We start from the raw sequence: 19,075 nt of genomic DNA on the forward strand, positions 1-19,075 counted from the left end.
GCAGCTTGTTATTCTTATTAGGAGATAAATAGATGGCAGATAAGAAAGCCACAGTTCATATTGATGGACACGACCCTATCGAGCTTCCAATTTATGAAGGCACAGCGGGTCAAGACGTTATCGACGTTCGTACCTTGGGCTCTCACGGTTACTTCACTTACGACCCAGGCTTTATGTCGACTGGCTCTTGTGACTCATCTATCACCTACATCGATGGCGCCAAGGGTGTACTACTACACCGCGGCTACCCTATCGACCAACTAGCCGAAAACTCAAACTACACCGAGCTATGCTACCTACTGTTAAACGGCGAACTGCCAACAGCAGAGCAACTTGAAAAATTCTCAAACTCAATCACATTAAGCACCATGGTCCATGAGAAGGTTGCAGCCTTCTTCCAGGGTTTCCGTGTTGATGCACACCCAATGGCCATGCTGTGTGGTGTAGTTGGTGCTATGTCTTCTTTCTATCACCAGGACCTAGACATTGCCGACCCAATTCAGCGTAAACGCAGCGCCATTCGCCTAGTCGCCAAGCTGCCAACAATCGCAGCCATGGCTTACAAATACACTATTGGTCAGCCTTTCGTTTACCCACGTAACGATCTGAGCTACGCAGAAAACTTCCTACACATGATGTTCTCTGTGCCTTCGGAAGAATACAAGGTAAGCCCAGTGCTAGCGAAAGCTATGGACCGTATCTTTATGCTTCACGCCGACCACGAGCAAAACGCGTCAACGTCGACAGTACGTATCGCCGGCTCTTCAGGCGCTAACCCTTATGCATGTATCGCAGCCGGTATCGCATCACTTTGGGGCCCTGCTCACGGCGGTGCTAACGAAGCTTGCTTGACCATGCTACAAGAAATCGGTTCGGTTGACCGTATCGACGAATACGTTGCTAAAGCGAAAGATAAGAACGACCCGTTCCGTCTAATGGGCTTCGGTCACCGTGTTTACAAGAACTTCGACCCACGTGCCACGGTAATGCGTGAAACCTGTCACGAAGTACTGAAAGAACTTAACATCGAAGATCCACTACTAGACGTAGCTATGCGCCTAGAGCAAATCGCTCTGGAAGACCCATACTTCGTTGAGAAGAAGCTATACCCGAACGTAGACTTCTACTCAGGTATCATTCTTAAGGCTATCGGTATTCCTACCAGCATGTTCACCGTTATCTTTGCCATGGCCCGTACCGTAGGTTGGATCTCACACTGGGATGAAATGCTATCTCAGCCTGGTCACAAGATCAGCCGCCCACGTCAGCTATACAAAGGCGCAACTATGCGTGACTACGTAAGCCAGGATAAGCGTTAAGCGCCCTGCTGTAGGCACTAAGTAGTAAACATCTACTTAACTACGATGAAATCGGCTAAAGAATTCTCTTTAGCCGATTTTGTTTTTTGGGGCTTTTGCAAAGTAAAATGAACGAAAGCTGAAAAAACAAAATTCCTATCTTTAAAATCTTTAAAATCAATATGTTATAGAACCAAAAACTAATTATCACCCCGTTTGGTTCATGGTGAAAATGAAGCCTTACTGAATGTTCTTGTAAATATATAAATTTATTTCGTGCCTATCTAAACTCTATATCTTGATCTAATTTCCTGCCTATCTTTTCAGCATCTAATTGAGTTTCAAAACGTTTTTTCAGCCTTCAAAAATCTAATGAAAAAACATTAAAAATTCTCCCTTAGATTACTTGCTTGAGTTGATCATTTTTTATACCATCCCTCCACGAATCGTATGGAATGTAAACAACAGGCACTTCCTTACTGATATGAGCTTAAAAGCCGTTTTTACTAATTTTACGCTCAAGCATACAGATATTGTTAGCTAGAAAAAGGCAAATTAAGGGAAACCTTGATACGCAAAACGACCGGCCTAAGGACATTGTCTAAGGCAGCGGAGTTGCCGAGGCGATGATATGTCATCTCCCTCTTCCCGTTTTCATGCACGAACACTTTATTCGCTTTGTTGCGCTGTATCGCTGAGCTATTTTGATGTAGGTAAACATGAAACAATCTTCCAATAAGCTAACAGCATTTCTCCCAGCTCTTAACGATGGGGGCAAAACCATTGCCAAATATCTTCTCCCAAGCGTAATGGCTCTATCCGGTGTTGCTTACTCGGCCTCTTCCCTGGCTTCTACAACCGGTGAGCAAAAAACCCTGGTCCTTATGGTTAACTTCCAGGAAAACCCCGCGGAGCAGCCTATGACCAGCGCAGAAGCCCGTGAACTGATGTTCGGTACCATCAATGATTACTACAAGGCGAATTCATACGGACAGCTTTGGTTTACTGGCGAGGTAGGAGGCCTGGTTACCGTGCCCTTGTCTAATCAGGATTGTAATACCTCTTACATCCTCGAAGAGGAAGCCAAAAAACAAGCTCAGGCTAAAGGTATCGACCTCTCAGGCTATACGCGCTTTGTCTATCTCACCACCGGCGATGGCTGTGCTACTGAGGGCTCTGCAACCACGTCCAGTTTACCTTCGAGAGTAATCATAAATGGTGCCAGAGAACCTAGAGTATTAGCCCATGAGCTGGGACATAACCTAGGGCTGCGCCATGCAAATGCTTTGAACTGCACCGATGGAGTACTTGGCGGCAGTTGTCGTACAATTTCTTATGGCGATAGTTATGACACCATGGGTAATGATGATATGGGCTACTTTAGTACCTTCCAAAAGGAGCGTTTAGGTTGGATGACTTCCTCTGTTGCACCGGAAATTAGTGTGGCCGAGCGCACAGGTACCTACTCCCTCGGCGCCTATGAAGAAAACGATGGCCAACCAATTGCTATTAAAATTCCCCGTGGCCCCGATGCCAACGGCAAACAGCGTTGGTTATATGTCGAGTATCGCCAAGCAATCGCCCACGATGATTTTCTCGCTGACCGCTCTTACAGCTTTTTTCGCGATGATGTTACTGCCGGTATTGTCGTGCGCCAGGCAACCGAGGGAGACGCGTACAGTAGTCAGCTACTGCATATGAAGCCCAATTCTTATTATGAGCAACAAACGGGCTATAAAGACTGGGGAGATCCGGCCCTTCCCGTCGGAGGCACCTTTACAGATCCAGAATCTGGCGCAACCATTAGTTTGATAAGCGCACAAGATGGAAAGGCCGAGGTGAGCGTCACCTTTGGTCAAACAAGCTGTGCGGCGCAGACACCTAGCCTATCTGCTACGCCACTTTCCTCCACTGAAGTCAGTGCCGGAGCTCAAGTTAGCTACAAGGTGAGTGTAACCAATCGAGATTCAAATAGCTGTGGCACTTCCACTATTGACGTGCGAGCGCTCTTGCCACAGGGCTGGTATGCCGACAGTGAGCAGGTATCTCTTGCGCCAGGTGAATCTGTAGACGTTACGCTAAGTGTCACCTCGGCTGTAGATGCCGCAGCCAACACCTATCCGTTAACAATTAATGCAAGCAATAGCGACAAGGTAGCAAGCACACAGGTCGCTTACACTGTTATCAGTTCATCGGGTGAATTGCCGATTACACCTGTACTAAAGGCCAATGACGACCAGGTGGCAATCACCAGCCTAAGCTCAGTTATTGTCGACGTTATGGCCAACGATACGCTGTCAGAGCCTGAAACGGTTAGGCTAGTAACGGTAAGCGGAGCCAGCAAAGGCAGTGTCGAATTATTATCGGATGGAACCGTACGCTACACCCCTGGTAAGCGCTTTAAAAACAGCGATAGCTTCAGCTATACCATTAGTGACGGCATCACCAGCGCAACGGCCAATGTTAGTATTGCACTGCAAAAAGGCGATACAGGTGGGGGAGCCACTAAGCCTGGCCGAGGTAAAAATAAATAAGAGAAAAAAAGCCTGGCGAATTTACCGCTAGGCTTTTAAATTGAAACGATTTATCTCCTTAGTTTACATCCCTGCTAGTTATCTATTCCCCCTCTGGACAAATAGGACAGGTTGCAAAAGCAGTATCTTGAACGGGATCACCTGTAACCTTTAACTCGCCCGTTGCGAGCACTGTATCTTTGAAAATTTGACCACTTTCTTCAAAGGCAGTTGGTATATAACTACCATAGTAAGGCTTACATTCATCCTGCTCTAATTCCACCGTACCAAATGGGATAGTCATCTCAGAATCCGCGTATACGTCTCCTTTGTCATCTGTAACAGAGACATTGGCCAAGGTTAGTGGCTGAGCCTCTGTAGTAATATTACAGACTTGCCCAGAAAAACTGACCTTAGCTATGACTCCTGCGTTTGTTTCAACAAAGTTGGACTCACATACTTTCGATACGCTAATCTCACCTGACAAGCTAGGAGGATCACATTCGCTACTCGCAGTATCGGTAACTGTGGATGCGCCAGCTGGTGTGGCCGATGCACTCACCTCTACCATATTGATAAACCCTTCTGGAGAGGTACTCTCAAAAGTTCCACTGTAGTTTGCAGTTTCGCCTTTCGCTAAAGTACCAAGAGCATGTGTTTGACCAGCTTCTAGGTCTGTAACTAGCACATTATACAAGGTGCCCGAACCGTCGTTGGTAACCACACCACTGTACTCATAGACATAACCATCTTCTGCTTCATTTACTTGACCTTGCCCACACTGTTTGGTGATATCTATGCTGCAAAGCTCGAAGTCACGTAACACCCAGTCTTTCAATGTCGCGGTAAACTCACTTGATGAGCGGGTTTCGGCCATAAAACTACTAAAGCAATTATCACCGCCGACCAATTGGGTTAGGTTAATGCCTCCTTCAAAGATGGACTCATAAGGAAACACATTTGGATCCGGGTGGTTTTTAGACTGGTAAGGCCAAGGCGAATTAGTGGGGTCATATGCACCACCCTCGTCATTGGTGATAGCACAAACTAGGTCATCACTTTCAGAACCACAAATAGCAGCGCCTTTATACAATAGCCTTAGGTTTTTGGCGTCACATTCACCCACTGACGGGTTATTGTTTGCCGCCTTGCCACAGGTATCATCCCAGACATCCACTCTGATTTCGGGACTGGCGTTATTAGCCTGTGGAAAGTTGGTGAGTACCAAAACGTCGCCATTGGTATGTTCACCCATAAACGAACCATCTGGATTGGCTTCAATGTGTTTCTTAAAGAACCAGAATCCCATAAAGGCATCACCTTTATTTGAGATCCTGTCGGCACCAAAATAAACAATGGTATCGCCGGCCGCATTGTTATAGGCCGCCGCATAGGCGTTGGTGATCTCATCCTTATCCGGTGAGCTACCCGACTTGTGTCCCCAGTCACTTATATCCTGGATATCTTTACGACCCCCCGTGAATATAGAGTCATCCACGCCACTGGCATTGGGCTCATCATTGACTATGCCGGTGAAAGCATTGGCGTTACCACCGTTATTGAGACCTCCATTGTATAAGGTCTCCCAATCATAAGGAGGGGCCATAGCGTCTTGAACCGCGTTACCCTCCAACTCAAATATTCCGTTATCATGCACTGCATACGCATGTGGGGAACACAAGGAGATCACCGCCCCAATACACAGGGACAGAGCTCCTTGTTTAAGATTTAGCATCTTCATTTGTACACTCCTCTCACATCGTTGACATAAACCCCACTCGTGCAATACCTTTTTACTAGCCTTAAAAATCAGCTATAAAGCGAGCAAGTATGTGGCTCACTGTGTAACGAGTGAGGTTGAGTACCCAAAGAAGCATAAAGCAAGCCAGAACCTAACTTATTGATTTCTATATATTTAAATTATGGCAATTGGGATAAAATAGAGGTAAATGTTACACTTTTGAGGAAGTGGCGAAAATACTCATTTATTTTTCATGCACTTGAAGTACGATCAGACGATCCTATCAAGTGTTACACTCTGTCCACCTAGCTTTGATGCTTGGATGTATGCGAGCTCCTTAATTCTCCTAATTCCCTTAACTGAACCGGCCGACAAACACATTAGCTAGGAGTTTAATTAAGGGCTAAATTCTATTAGAAACGCCGAGAATCTAAGTCAACTATGCGTGATTATGTAAGTCAGGATAATCGCTAAGCAATTGGCCATAATCCCGCATTATATTTGTAATAGGCCAGCTTTATGCTGGCCTTTTTATTTGCCATTTGTATGTAACTCTCTACAATATCGGCCATTGTTTTAGCGCCGCCTTCTTATTCAAAGCCAATATGTTTGATATCGATGCCATTCGTGGCGACTTCCCCGCTCTTATTCACCATCAACAGCAGGGAGTTGTCTATCTCGATTCTGCCGCCACCAGTCAAAAACCCCAGTGCGTGATAGATGCAATCTGTGATTTTTATGAAAATGGCAACGCAAATGTACATCGCGGCGCCCATAGGCTGAGTCAACTTGCTACAAAAAGCTACGAAGAGGCGCGCGAAAAGGCTGCAAAGTTTATCAATTGCCAGGCCAAAGAGCTGGTTTGGACCAAGGGGGCAACCGAGGCCATCAACCTTGTGGCCTATGGCCTGACTCCTCTAATCAGCCAAAATGATGTCATCTTAATAAGCGAGCTTGAACACCACGCTAACATAGTGCCCTGGCAGCAATTAGCCAAACGCAGTGGTGCTAGCTTGCGCGCTATCCCCGTGGACAGCGAAGGGATCATAAATACCGAGTTGGCGCTTGAGCTGATAAATGAATTAAAACCCAAGGTCTTGGCTATCAGCCATGCCTCCAACGCATTAGGTAATATTCAACCTGTGCAAACACTTATCAAAGCGGCTAAAGCACATAACGCCTTCACCTTGGTCGATGGCGCCCAATCCCTGCTGCACTTGCGCCCGGACGTAAAAGCCCTGGACTGTGACTTCTTTGTGTTTTCCGCCCATAAATGTCTAGGCCCCACCGGCCTTGGTGCACTTTATGGCCGTTATCAGTGCTTGGAAGCTCTGGATGTCTTTCAAACTGGGGGCGAGATGGTGACCAAGGTAAGCATAGAACAAACGCAATTTAACCCGCCGCCAAGCAAGTTTGAAACCGGCACACCAAATATCGCCGGTGTACTGGGTTTTAGTGCCGCCATCGACTACCTAAATGGCCTTGAGACAGCGCAGCTACGAGAGCATGAGGTGCAGCTGTTTACCTATTTACGTGAGCAATTGGGGCAATTCTCTGAGGTACGTATCCTTGGCGATATGGATAACAACATAGGCACCATAAGTTTTGTAGTCGGCGGTGAGCACCCTTATGATTTAGCGACCTTGATGGATATGGAAGGTATTGCCCTGCGCCACGGCCATCATTGTGCGCAACCACTTATGTCGGCGCTCGGAGTTAACGGCACGGTGCGGGTAAGCCTGGCATTTTATAATAACAAGGCGGATGTCGACGCCTTTATTATGGCACTTACCAATACCTTGGAGATGATGGCCTGATGGTTGAGAATTTCAATGAATTAAAACAGCAGTTTATCGCTTTGGGTAGCTGGCAACAACGTTATCGCGAGTTGATGTTACTGGGTAAGGCCCTGCCCTTAATGGCCAATGAACTCAAGGTGGATGAAGCTAAAGTCGCCGGATGCGAAAGCAATGTATGGATGTATATCGATTTCACTCCACAAGAAGATCAGCTGCTGATCATTGCCGACTCAGACACCCGTATCGTTAAGGGGTTGCTGGCGGTGATCTTGCTTATGTACCGTAACAAGACCCCGGCTCAGGTTGTTGCCATTGATGCGGAAAAGGAATTTGATGAGCTAGGCTTACTAAAACACCTAAGCCCATCAAGAGGCAATGGCATACGCGCTATCGTGCAGCAAATTAACGCCTTCGCTGAGCAGCACCTTTAAGATACTTGGCCTTAGCTACAGCTTCTCCCGGCGGGCGCGCTTATCAAGGTATTTGCGCACCGCTTTCGCAGCGGCAAAAAAGCCGAAGGTGCCTGTGACCATGGTTGCCGAGCCAAAGCCGGTCGCACAGTCCATATTCATGCTTGAGTCCGCTCCTTGCTTGGCCTTACATACCTGGCCGTGACCATCGGGGTAAACCAGCTGCTCCGTTGAATAGATACAATCCACATCGAATTTGCGTTTGGGGTTGGAGCTGAAGTTGTATTGTTTACGCAGGATATAGCGCACTTTAGCCAATAAAGGGTCATGTGTGGTTTTTGCCACATCACCAAATTTTATCTCGCTTGGATCTGTCTGTCCGCCGGCGCCACCCGTGGTAATAATAGGCATCTTATTGCGCTTACAATGGGCTATTAGCGCCGCCTTTTCTTTTACCGCGTCTATGGCATCAATCACATAATCAAAACCTTGAATATGCTCGCGGTAGTTATCCAGGGTGATAAAGTCATCGATAACATTGACTTGGATGTCTGGATTGATCAGCTCGCAACGGGCCTTCATAGCATCAACCTTAGCCTCACCCACACTATTGCGATGGGCGTGTATTTGCCGGTTGGTATTGGTCACACAAATATCGTCCAAGTCGATAAGGGTCAGTTTGCCCACACCGGTACGTGCCAACGCTTCGGCGACCCAACTGCCAACGCCACCTATGCCAATGACGCAAAAATGCGCTTCACTTAACCATTGTAATTGCTGCTGACCATAAAGGCGGCCAATGCCACCATACCTGAGTTCGTAATCTTGCGTCATGTATCTACCATTCTAATTGCCACGGCTGCTCGGCGAATTCGCGGGTAAGTGCGCTCAAATACTCGCTCAATTCACCCTCGCTCGGTGGCACAGAGAACTGAAAATTCTGTTGTTGATATTCAAATTGTAAGGCATAAGCATGCAAATAAGTGCGATCCGATGCCTGCCCGCCATAGAGCTTATCGCCAATAATGGGCGCCGAAAGCGATTTCATCGCCACCCTGAGTTGATGGGTTTTACCACTGTAAGGTTTAAGCACAAAGCCGCGCACCTTAGGTGCCAAAGAGTAGGAATAAAACCGAGTAATAGCTGGGTTTTCCTGGCTTTTTAATAGCTTAAAAGCCCCGCGTCGCGCCTTGACCATATCACCCTTGATCCAGCCCTGCTTTTTCTTGGGCTTATCACTGGCCAGGGCCAGGTAGAATTTATTCACTCGTCGGTCGCTAAAAAGCGTTGTAAAACGTGCTGCTGCCTCTGAACTTGTGGGCAGTAATACCAGGCCGGAGGTCACCTTATCGAGGCGATGCACAGGAAATAGCTGCAGCCCAAATTGCTCAGCGGCCAAAGCAACCAAGCCCGGGGTGTCATCTTCTGTGTGAAAATTCATCCCCGCAGGCTTGTTCACGACAATAAAGTCGCGCTCTTGGGCAAGCAGTTGCAATGGGCTCATTGTAAGGTCGCAATCACACGCGCTAAGTCATCAGGCGTATCGACACCCGCCGCCGGCACTACTTCGGCCTCGGCAATTTTAATGGTGTAGCCATGATACAAGACCCTAAGCTGCTCTAAAGATTCCAGCTTTTCCATGGGCGACGGCGTCAATTCAATGTACTTAGAAATAAAACCGGCGCGGTACGCATAAATACCAATGTGGCGTTGCATATGGCTGAAGTCCAGCGCACACTGCTGCGCCAGCAAGGCGTCGCGATGATATGGAATGGGTGCACGAGAGAAGTACAAGGCATTATTGCTGGTGTTACTGACCACCTTAACCGCATTAGGGTTTAATGCTTCTTCAGCATCAATGATGGGCGTTGACAGGGTTGCCATGGGCGCATCATTGCCATCAAGCAGTCGCGCCACTTGCGACACATTTTCTGGCGCCAACAGCGGCTCATCGCCTTGTACGTTAACGACCAGGGTATCATCACTCAAGCCCAGCTTGGTAACTACCTCTGCCAGACGCTCGGTACCGGATTGATGGTCTTCACGGGTCATCACCACCTCGGCGCCAAAGGCCAAACAGGCTTGCTCGACCTCAGGGTGATCGGTGGCAATATACACGGCACTGGCTCCCGATGCCTGAGCACGTTCATAAACATGTTGGATCATCGGCTTACCGCAGATATCGGCAAGCGGCTTGGCCGGCAGCCGAGTAGAAGCATAGCGAGCTGGAATTATAACTACGAATTCCACTTCTCAACCTCTTCGCTGCTCAACTCCCTGGCTTCGTTCTCAAGCAGCACAGGAATATCGTCTCGTACCGGATAGGCAAGCTTGGCGGCGGTGCTGATCAGCTCCTGGTTTTCTTTATCATAGTGCAGCTTGCCCTTGGTAACCGGACAAGCAATGATTTCTAACAACTTGGTATCAAACGCCATGTTAAATGACCCCTTTACGTTTAAGTAGGCTGTGCAGTTGCTGCTCTAGGGCTTGATTGGCCTTGGCATCAACGCGTAAATAATAACATTGCCCATGGGCAAAGGCGCGACATTTTACCGCGTCCTTCTCGGTCATATAGACCGCACTGTGAGAGGGCAAATCCTCAGCTTGGTATTGATGATGGTCGCGAAAATGGCGTTTCTCGGTAAGCTCAACACCTAGCTGCGTCAAACTGCGCTCAAAGCGCTGCGGATTACCTATGGCGCTGACGGCCACACCCGATGCGAAAGGCGGCTCGATAGGAGTGTCATCGGCAACACTGAACATACCGCTTGGTTGCAGCCGATATGCAGCATCAAGAGGCCCCGCGTCACCGTTGAAAATAACCAGGTTGACTGTTTTTAATCGCCACTTTCCTTCGCGCAGCGGTCCGGCAGGCATCAGCAGGCCGTTACCAAAACGACGCTCGGCGTCGACTATGCATAGTTCAATATCTCGCTCTAAAGCATAATGTTGCAAACCATCGTCGCTGATAATGATATCGATTTGGTGTTCGGACATCATTTTTTCAATGCTGGCGCGGCGGTCACCGCCAATCACTACTGGGCACCCGGTTCGCTGCGCCAATAGCACGGGCTCGTCGCCGCCTGTTTTAGTGTCGCACTGGCCGTCGACCATAAAGGGAGTGTAAGGAGGCTCGGCGCCATAGCCGCGAGAGATGATCCCCACTCGCTTGCCCTGCTTTTTTAGCAGCTCGGCAAGAAACAGGGTCATGGGCGTTTTACCATTGCCGCCCACACTGATATTACCGACCACGATCACGGGTACCGGTGCACGATAGGCTTTTTTAATCTTAAGACTAAATAACAAGCGATTAAACGCACTTAGCAACCAAAATAAGGCACTCAAAGGCAGCATAACTAGCGCCAGCCAGTCGCCTTTGCGGTACCAGGCAAGCTCTAAACGCTGAGCAAATCCTTGAGGCTCGTTAGCCGATTGGTGATCCAATCCTGCCATTAATTTTCGCCCTGCTGCATTTTGGCCAGCGCCGCATAGGTGCCATCCTGAGTCAGTAACTCTTGATGCGTACCCTGCTCAATTATACGACCCTTATCAAGCACATAGATACAATCAACCTGCTCTATGGTAGATAAACGATGGGCAATTATAATGGCGGTTTTATCGCGCATTAGCGATTCCAGGGCATTTTGAATCAGCTTTTCCGATTCGGTATCGAGCGCCGAGGTGGCCTCATCGAGAATAAGAATAGGTGCATCTTTAACTATGGCGCGGGCTATGGCGATACGTTGACGCTGACCACCTGAGAGCATGACTCCATCCTCTCCAACCAGAGTATTTAACCCTTGCGGCAAGTCCTTCACAAACTCCCAGACATGGGCCTTTTTCGCCACATCCATCAGCGCCTCATCACTCAGTGGCGTTTCCAGACCATACATAATGTTGTTGGCTATGGTGTCATTAAAGAGCACCACCTGCTGAGACACTATGGCGAATTGTTGACGCAAGCTGCGTAGCTTGTAATCACACAGGGGTATACCATCGAGCGTGATGGCGGAGCTTGGCTCAACATCATAGAAACGTGGCAACAGGCTCGACAAAGTCGATTTGCCCGAGCCCGAGCGCCCCACCAGCGCAATATTGGTACCGGGTTTAAGATCCAGATTAAGATTTTTGATAACCGGATCTAGGCTGCTTGGATATGCAAAGGACAAGTCCTTAATTTCGATATGACCCTTGGCCTTGGCTATCTCCAAGGTACCATTGTCTTTTTCAATCTCGGTATCGAGCACGGCGAAAATACTTTGTGCCGCGGCAATACCACGCTGCAATTCGCTGTTCACGTTGGAAAGCTGTTTAAGGGGACGAAGCATCAACATCATGGACGAGATAAGGGTAACAAAGGTGCCCGAGGTAATGCTGTCAATCATTCCAGGCATGGAAATCAACACCAGGATCACCGCCATGGATGATGCCGCCAGAATCTGAATAACCGACACGCTCAGTGCCTTGGTGGCATCCATTTTAACCCGTTGCAAACGGTTGATGTTATTAACGCGGCCAAAGCGTTCGGTTTCTTGCTGTTGGCCGTTAAAACCATGGATCACCTTATGCCCGGCAAGCATCTGCTCTGAGCAACGGGTTACATCACCCATGGCATTTTGAATATTGCGGGAAATTTTACGAAAGCGTTTTGACACCACAGCGACAATTACCGCCACTATAGGGGTGATCACCAAAAAGATAAGGCTTAGCTTCCAACTGGCGTTAAACATCACCATTAGTAGGAAAACCACATAAGCGCCTTCGCGTACCAGTACCAGAAGCGCCTTGGTAATGGCCTGTTGCACCTGCTCGGTATCAAAGGTGATTTTCGAGATCAGCTCGCCGTTAGAATGATTATCATGAAAGCTCACCGGCAGGTTGAGCATGTGTACAAACAAATCCTGGCGCAACGAGCGCACTACCTGAGAGCCCACATAGGCAAGGCAATAACTGGACACAAAGTTAAAGGTGCCACGGCCGATGACCAGCGCTATCACCACATAGGGTGCCCAACTTAGAACCGTGCTATTACCCTCGGTAAGGCCTTCGTCAATAAAAGGTTGCATCAACCACACAAAGGTGGCATCCATGGCGGAATAACCAAGCATACCGATAATGGCGACAATGGCCGCAGACTTATAACTTTTAACGTAGCCTAAAAGGCGCTTATAGGTGTGGGTGGCGCTATGTTGCATAAGACTCTCAAATTCACGCATTAGCGGCTATTGTAGCTTTGCGCGGCGAAAAACAAAACTTAATCGGTGATAAACCAATAGTTTTTCTGCTCTTTTGCAGCCTCTACCTGTATTTTATCGCGATAAAACTGAACCCGAATTCCACCTTGAGTTTTAGTTTGCCATTGCCTCGCCCCCACCGTTTGATATCTGGCCAGTACCTTGGGGTGAGGCATTTGCCAATTTGTACGGGCGCCACTTGAATGGATCACCTCACTTGGTTTTAGGGCGTTTACAAAGGCCAGGCTTGAAGAGGTACGGCTGCCATGATGGGGGCTGACCAAGACATCCACCTTGGGCAGCGCGTTTAACGCCACCAATTGCGCCTCTTCTTTTATACCTATATCGCCAGTTAACAACACCCTATGTTTACCATCTGAAATAAGTAATACACAGGAGTTGGAATTATCATTACTGCCTACGTACTTTGGCCACAATGGCGTTAACTCAAGGCCATGCCAATTAAAGGCTTGTTGACTACAGGTCCGCATGCCACCGGGATGAAACCGAACTAAGGTGCTCCCATAACCTGCACTGCGCCAAAACTTCAGGCCGCCAGCATGGTCGTTATCCCAGTGAGAAATAAGGGTCAGCTCAGGGCTTAGGTTTTCGCTTTGTATAAATGGCAACAGGGTATTATCGACTATGGAATATTGCCCAAAATAGCTGGCGCCGAGGTCGTATACCAGAGCATGCTCCCCTCGCCTGAGCACTATGCTCAAACCATGGCCGACATCCAGCACATCCAGTTGCCAGCTCGGTGCCCGTACACGCTCAATCAAAATAAAAGTACTTAACAGCACCAGGGTATATAAGGCAGGCCACCAGGTACGAAGCAGCAACACGGCTATAATAGCCAGATAACAAGCCAGCACAATAACCTCAGGTAACTGAGTACCAGGGAATTGAGAACCAGGCAGCCAAAACTGGCTGCTTAAAGGCAGTAAGTAAGCAATTCCAGCTCCGGCATACGTGTCGAAGAGCTCTAAACCTGCCATTAACCAAGGCGCAAAACCACTCAGGGCACTGATTATTAATAGCGGCAGCAAAATAAAGCTCACCAAGGGCACAAACAACAAATTAAATAGCGCTGCAGACCAAGAAAAGCCGCCAAATACCAATAAACTCAGTGGCGCCAAGCCCACACATAAACTCATCTGTACCCAGAGGTAGCGCACCAACCAATGACGCCCGGCGCTAAGTCTAAGGGCAACAAAAATAACCGCCACCGCAGAGAAGGAAAACCACATGCCCACATCCAACAGAGCAAAAGGATTTATCACCAGCACCAGGGTTAATGCCAGTAATAAACTAGGGCCGAGTCGATAGTGTAAGCGACTAAAATATAGGGCCACAAACAACGCCAACATCAGCCAGGCGCGCTGAGCACTAATAGGCAGCTGGCACAGCAGCACAAATAGCGCACACAGGCATAAGGCCGAAAGCGCGACAAGACCATTGATACTTTGGGCTTGGCGAAAAACACTCGTAAAGCAGCGCCCGAGTGCCCAAAGAGCCAGCTTAATTGCATAAAAACAAAAGCCATAGAGCAGCGCTATATGCAAGCCGGATATAGCCAGCAAGTGAATGGTGCCGGTATCACGAAAAAGTTGCTTGTGTTGCTCAGGGATAGCGCTTCTATCGGCACTCAGTAACGCCTTATATATGCCATAAAGGTGATAATCACCCAGATTTTTATCGAGCCAATGGCGGTAATGCTGGGCAAAGGTTGCTTGCGCCTCGCCAATATCCAAGGTCGCCGGTTTTGATGCCTGCAGATGCGGCCCATGCAAAAAGCCATATATGCGCGCATCGCGCACGGAAAAATTAACTCGCCACTGTTTAATCCGCACCCGAGTATGTGCTTTGATGGTCGCGCCAGGTTGCAGGCTGATATCAGCTGGCAGCGGTACGTTGATAATAACCCGCTGATAAAAAGGTACTTTATACTCATCAATGCGAAGCAATTTCAGCGTGGCGAATTGGCTGCTTGGTAATTTACTGAGCGCCACTACCTGTCCTTCTATGTGCCTAACGCTATTATTAATTTCGGGTCCATGCCAATGATAAAACAGCTGAAAATAGGCTAAGGTATAAAGGAGAGCGAACAGGCAGGCTCGGGTCTGGCCGATAAAATAACCAGTTACTGTTCGAATAACTAGCAATATGGCTATTATTGTAAAAAGTACTGGCAGTGACGGGGTGAAAAGTGACAGAATACAGCCGAATGAAAACCCACTGCACAGCGCAATAGATGTACAGGGCCCCATCCGATGGCGAAGAAAACCATTCAACGGTTCTTACCCGATCATAATAAGATCAAGCAGCTTAAATCACTTCGTATTTTTGGGCGGCTATTACACGATGCTAATCTCTGGCATCTAAATAGACGTTCGGCGCGTGGCGCCTTTTCCGTTGGCTTGTTTTTCGCGTTCATTCCAGTTCCCTTTCAAATGATTTTAGCCGCGGCCGTCGCCATTCCTCTGCGCGTTAATTTGCCGCTCTCCATCGCTTTGGTGTGGATCACTAACCCCTTAACCATGCCACCGATTTTCTACTGCTCCTATGTGGTGGGGACTTGGATCCTCGGTCACCCACAGCAGGAATTCTACTTTGAACCCAGTTGGCAATGGCTTAGTGACAGCCTGACGACAATAGGCCCGGCCTTCTTACTCGGCTCTGCCGTCTGTGGCGCCTTGGCTGCACTGATAGGGTTTATTTTAGTCGACTATTTATGGTGCCGCGGTGTGAAAAAGGCCTGGGAATCGCGCAAATAGCAAGTGGGCTATTTACAGACATAAAAAAACCGCCCTTAGGCGGTTTTTTTAGCACACTTTAAATTAAAGAATATCAAGTAGTTCGATATCAAAAATAAGTGTTGAGTAAGGAGCAATGGCTGCACCGGCACCGCGCTCACCATAGGCAAGGTCGTGCGGGATGTATAGACGCCATTTTGAACCAGTAGGCATCATTTGTAATGCTTCAGTCCAACCTTTAATTACGCCACCTACTGGGAATTCAGCAGGTTGACCACGCTCGTATGAGCTGTCGAATACAGTGCCGTTTACCAGGGTACCGTGGTAATGAGTACGGACAGTAGACTCAGCAGTTGGCTTCTCACCAGAGCCCGCTTCGATAACTTCGAACTGTAGACCAGACTCGGTTACCGTTACTTCAGCGCGCTTAGCGTTTTCAGCAAGGAAAGCTTCGCCTTCAGCGGCAAGTACTTTCGCTTCTTCTTCACGACGGGCTTGAATTTCAGCGTTAATTTTTTCGAATGCAGCTTGAATCTCAGGGATCTCAACTTGGAAGCTCTCACCTGTGTAAGCATCTTTCATGCCTTCGAAAACAGAGTTCAGGTTAAGACCTTCGAAAGGGTTTGCTTTAAGTTGCTCGCCCATTTGCAGACCAATACCATAGCTGGCTTTATCCGCATGAGTAGTAAATTTATCAGACATAAAATCGTCCATCTTTTTGAAAATATAAAATTCGCGCACAGGGTAACATACTCAAGGCGCAACGTCAGGCTTAGGCCTAAAAACCGCGGTGATCGCTATTTGTTTGCCGATATATTGGCCATTTTCTTAGCCACAAATGGCCAAGCCCAGGTAAAGACCAATAAGGAAACGATTAAATAAGCCCACAGCCAATAAGGCATATCAATAAACCAAGGCCATAAAATAACACCACAGCCGATCACTCCCAAGCAACCTACTAATAGTGCGCATAAGGTGGAAAGTTGTGTTTCATATTTAACTATCAGGTGTGCAACCAGGGCGTTGAAGACGGCGAAACTTGCCAATTGCGCGAGCATACCTAGGTGTGCGTCAACAAGTAACTTATTAACCACATCCAGACCCATGGCGTAAAAGAAGGCTAGTGCCAGCCAAAAGAAAATGCGCATTGGTGCTGCCATTTTGTACACTCCATCAAGTTTAGAATCGCAAAGCTATTACGAAAAAACCGCCAATTGAGACGGTCTTTGAATTCAAGGGCGCAAAGGCGGGGTTTATCATCGCTTTGTGACCCTTTTGATGTCGCGCATACTAAAGTCTCATAAACGGAAAGTAAAGCTAGGCTCGACGTCGCGAGCCCCACCCTAGTAATACTGTTTTGGACGCTTAGCGATAAGTGCACACACTACACAGCCAATGAGGGCGATCAGCGCAAAAAGCACGCTTTGCATAATAAGCTCCCCTCTTTGCTGTTTAGTGGCAGGTATGATCAGCAAGGTTAAAGCCGGCAGCACGCTAACAAACAATACATAGGCGGTGACCTTGAGGGCGCGTAGAAAGTCATAGCGTTTACTGTAGAGCATCCAGCTCGATACCAAGATGACCACGCACATGGCGGCAAGGGTAATGTAAAGGGGTGCCTTAGTGGCCATGGCCACATAAGTGGTCAGCATAGCGCCTACTATTCCCCAAAATGACCACAATCCCCAACGCTCTTTTTCTCTTAAGAATAAGTTACCCATTGACTCTTATCTTCTTATTATTTTTGTTAGTTACAATTTTGTACAATTCTTAGCCTAACAAAAAATATCGGTTTAAAAAACCACACAAAGTGATTAATTAAGCAAAAAAAGCAGTATAAATGAATAAAGATTAATCTAAGATGACGACGCCCCTAATCGGGCGATTAAATGCGCCGTTTTAAGTCAGATTAGATACCGTAAGAAAAGAAGTCGGCCACCTGATGACGACGCTTTTTCGGACAATCTAAGGTGGGCGTGCCCAGATATAAATAGCCGATTATTTCGTCCTCGCTGCTCAGTCCCAGTTCGCTCTTAACCATGGGCGATTGGGCAAAAGCACCGGTTCGCCAAATACCCGATAGACCCTGAGCGAATGCCGCCTGTTGCATGGCAAAGGTCGCGCATGAGGCGCTGGCTATTTGTTCCACCCTTGGCACCTTGTCGTGTGGGGTGTATTTCATAATGCAGACGATCACCATGGGCGCCCTGTCCACTAAACTGGCTGCACGCTCTATGGCGCGCTCACCCATGTCTTCGGCTACCGCAGCCTTGGCAAAAATGCTGCCAAGCGCGTCGCGCTGTTCATCTTCTAAAACAATAAACTGCCAGGGAGCAAGATTGGCATGATCCGGCACTCTCAGTGCCGCTTGTTGGATCAGCTCCATCTGCTTTGGTGATGGGCCAGGATAAGATAATTGGCTATCGGATTGGCGATTTAATAACAGCTCGGTTGCATTCATTATGGGGGATTCTTTCTCTTAAGTACTTGAGCCTAAGGCTACCATAGTCGCCCTAGGCTGATAAGGGAAAAGCCGCCTAAGCAGGTATTATGTGCGCCTGCGTCGCGGCGCAAGATAATAATCCAAACTTACATAACGCCCACCGCCGACAAAAAATAGTGATAGCAACATAACAAAATAAATGGCAGCAAACTCAATACCATTATTGAGGATCACAATATTACCGCGTTCATAGACATAACCGGGTTGCCCGTGTTCAGCCACAATCGTTTTTATCACTTCTAAACGCATTTTAGCCGCCGCAGAATTCTCCAGGCTTTGCTTGGCCGCTTCTATACCGGCCCAGTCTAGGACCTGTGCCGGACTGGTTTGTGTATCCGTAGGAGTGATGGCAAACCAGCCGTTATCCCAATGCACCATAGTGGCCGCCACCACCATGGTTATCATCAAGGGAATGGCCACCAAACGCGTAAACAAGCCGATAAGCAATAACCAGCCTCCGGCAAATTCGGCCCAACCGGCTAATAAGGCAAGCACATCGGCAAAGGGTAAACCTAATCCCCAATCGCTGGTGCCAAACCAGGCCACCACATTCGGGTCTGCCAACAGGCGTTGCGACCAGGGCAAATCACTGTTGCCGAGATTCAATTTAGTATACCCGGCGATGATCATCACCGGCGCCAAAATTAATCGCATTAACAAGGGCGCTAAGCCATCAAATGCCTGTAATGGCCCTAATGATTCATCCTTAGGTGTGGGGGCGACGCGTGTCTGCATGGTGAAACCTTTTATGCTAATAAAGTGTTAATGATATAGCACAAAGACCCGCATTCCCCTGCTTTTATTACAAAAAATATTTAAGA

At 48.0% G+C, this 19,075-nt stretch carries 18 protein-coding genes and 1 riboswitch; of the genes, 5 read left to right on the forward strand and 13 right to left on the reverse strand.

All coding sequences use genetic code 11. The annotated features are described in order from the left end of the window. The first annotated feature begins 32 nt into the window (after positions 1–32). Together C2M17_RS01150 and C2M17_RS01155 are read left to right on the forward strand one after the other, a co-directional pair. Complete coding sequence (locus C2M17_RS01150; protein ID WP_105199046.1) at positions 33–1,319, forward strand: citrate synthase; 1,287 nt, start codon at positions 33–35, stop codon at positions 1,317–1,319. Between the two features lie 518 nt (positions 1,320–1,837). Continuing rightward, positions 1,838–1,921: riboswitch (cyclic di-GMP riboswitch) on the forward strand. A gap of 96 nt (positions 1,922–2,017) precedes the next feature. Further along, positions 2,018–3,832, forward strand: coding sequence for an Ig-like domain-containing protein (locus tag C2M17_RS01155; RefSeq protein ID WP_105199047.1), 1,815 nt, complete (start codon positions 2,018–2,020; stop codon positions 3,830–3,832). 82 nt (positions 3,833–3,914) lie between these two features. Here C2M17_RS01155 and C2M17_RS01160 read toward each other — a convergent pair whose 3' ends face one another. Beyond that, positions 3,915–5,552: a DUF11 domain-containing protein gene (locus C2M17_RS01160; protein WP_105199048.1), complete on the reverse strand. Its 1,638-nt coding sequence runs from the start codon at positions 5,550–5,552 to the stop codon at positions 3,915–3,917. 605 nt (positions 5,553–6,157) lie between these two features. Between C2M17_RS01160 and C2M17_RS01165 the strand changes: the two genes are divergently transcribed. Together C2M17_RS01165 and C2M17_RS01170 are read left to right on the forward strand one after the other, a co-directional pair. After that, on the forward strand, positions 6,158–7,369 hold the full coding sequence (locus C2M17_RS01165; RefSeq protein WP_105199049.1) for a cysteine desulfurase: 1,212 nt from the start codon (positions 6,158–6,160) through the stop codon (positions 7,367–7,369). Beyond that, a complete protein-coding gene (locus tag C2M17_RS01170; protein ID WP_105199050.1) occupies positions 7,369–7,782 on the forward strand; it encodes a SufE family protein in 414 nt (137 codons plus the stop codon). The genes C2M17_RS01165 and C2M17_RS01170 overlap by 1 nt, the downstream gene beginning before the upstream one ends. Before the next feature lie 15 nt (positions 7,783–7,797). On the opposite strand, the gene tcdA is transcribed toward C2M17_RS01170, so the two are convergent. Genes tcdA through C2M17_RS01205 form a run of 7 tightly spaced genes read right to left on the reverse strand, consistent with a single transcriptional unit; the run spans position 7,798 to position 15,007 of the window. Beyond that, a complete protein-coding gene (gene tcdA, locus C2M17_RS01175; RefSeq protein ID WP_105199051.1) occupies positions 7,798–8,595 on the reverse strand; it encodes a tRNA cyclic N6-threonylcarbamoyladenosine(37) synthase TcdA in 798 nt (265 codons plus the stop codon). 4 nt (positions 8,596–8,599) lie between these two features. Further along, positions 8,600–9,265, reverse strand: a complete 666-nt coding sequence (locus C2M17_RS01180; RefSeq protein WP_105199052.1) for a TIGR01621 family pseudouridine synthase — start codon at positions 9,263–9,265, stop codon at positions 8,600–8,602. Beyond that, positions 9,262–10,011, reverse strand: a complete 750-nt coding sequence (gene kdsB, locus C2M17_RS01185) for a 3-deoxy-manno-octulosonate cytidylyltransferase (RefSeq protein WP_105199053.1) — start codon at positions 10,009–10,011, stop codon at positions 9,262–9,264. The genes C2M17_RS01180 and kdsB overlap by 4 nt, the downstream gene beginning before the upstream one ends. Further along, positions 9,999–10,196: a Trm112 family protein gene (locus C2M17_RS01190; RefSeq protein WP_105199054.1), complete on the reverse strand. Its 198-nt coding sequence runs from the start codon at positions 10,194–10,196 to the stop codon at positions 9,999–10,001. Before C2M17_RS01190 ends, kdsB begins: the two co-directional genes overlap by 13 nt. A 1-nt stretch (position 10,197) precedes the next feature. Continuing rightward, a complete protein-coding gene (gene lpxK / locus C2M17_RS01195) occupies positions 10,198–11,214 on the reverse strand; it encodes a tetraacyldisaccharide 4'-kinase (RefSeq protein ID WP_105199055.1) in 1,017 nt (338 codons plus the stop codon). Next, positions 11,214–12,956, reverse strand: a complete 1,743-nt coding sequence (gene msbA / locus C2M17_RS01200) for a lipid A export permease/ATP-binding protein MsbA (RefSeq protein ID WP_105199105.1) — start codon at positions 12,954–12,956, stop codon at positions 11,214–11,216. The genes lpxK and msbA overlap by 1 nt, the downstream gene beginning before the upstream one ends. A 59-nt stretch (positions 12,957–13,015) precedes the next feature. Continuing rightward, a complete protein-coding gene (locus tag C2M17_RS01205; RefSeq protein WP_158683955.1) occupies positions 13,016–15,007 on the reverse strand; it encodes a DNA internalization-related competence protein ComEC/Rec2 in 1,992 nt (663 codons plus the stop codon). A 261-nt stretch (positions 15,008–15,268) separates the two neighbouring features. Between C2M17_RS01205 and C2M17_RS01210 the strand changes: the two genes are divergently transcribed. Then, positions 15,269–15,772, forward strand: a complete 504-nt coding sequence (locus C2M17_RS01210; RefSeq protein WP_105199057.1) for a DUF2062 domain-containing protein — start codon at positions 15,269–15,271, stop codon at positions 15,770–15,772. Positions 15,773–15,835: 63 nt separating this feature from the next. Here the strand turns inward: C2M17_RS01210 and C2M17_RS01215 are convergent, their stop codons facing one another. The 5 genes from C2M17_RS01215 to C2M17_RS01235 form a co-directional block, all read right to left on the reverse strand. Further along, positions 15,836–16,453: an FKBP-type peptidyl-prolyl cis-trans isomerase gene (locus tag C2M17_RS01215; RefSeq protein ID WP_105199106.1), complete on the reverse strand. Its 618-nt coding sequence runs from the start codon at positions 16,451–16,453 to the stop codon at positions 15,836–15,838. 95 nt (positions 16,454–16,548) lie between these two features. Further along, positions 16,549–16,911, reverse strand: coding sequence for a hypothetical protein (locus tag C2M17_RS01220; RefSeq protein ID WP_105199058.1), 363 nt, complete (start codon positions 16,909–16,911; stop codon positions 16,549–16,551). A gap of 183 nt (positions 16,912–17,094) precedes the next feature. Next, positions 17,095–17,472 (reverse strand): hypothetical protein, encoded by a 378-nt coding sequence (locus tag C2M17_RS01225; RefSeq protein WP_105199059.1) that lies wholly within the window; start codon positions 17,470–17,472, stop codon positions 17,095–17,097. 188 nt (positions 17,473–17,660) lie between these two features. Then, positions 17,661–18,212 (reverse strand): NAD(P)H nitroreductase, encoded by a 552-nt coding sequence (locus tag C2M17_RS01230; protein WP_105199060.1) that lies wholly within the window; start codon positions 18,210–18,212, stop codon positions 17,661–17,663. 87 nt (positions 18,213–18,299) lie between these two features. Further along, complete coding sequence (locus C2M17_RS01235) at positions 18,300–18,989, reverse strand: HvfX family Cu-binding RiPP maturation protein (protein WP_105199061.1); 690 nt, start codon at positions 18,987–18,989, stop codon at positions 18,300–18,302. Between the last annotated feature and the right edge of the window lie 86 nt (positions 18,990–19,075).

It is taken from the genome of Pseudoalteromonas sp. T1lg10, from assembly GCF_002964545.1.
Classification (GTDB): Bacteria; Pseudomonadota; Gammaproteobacteria; order Enterobacterales; family Alteromonadaceae; genus Pseudoalteromonas.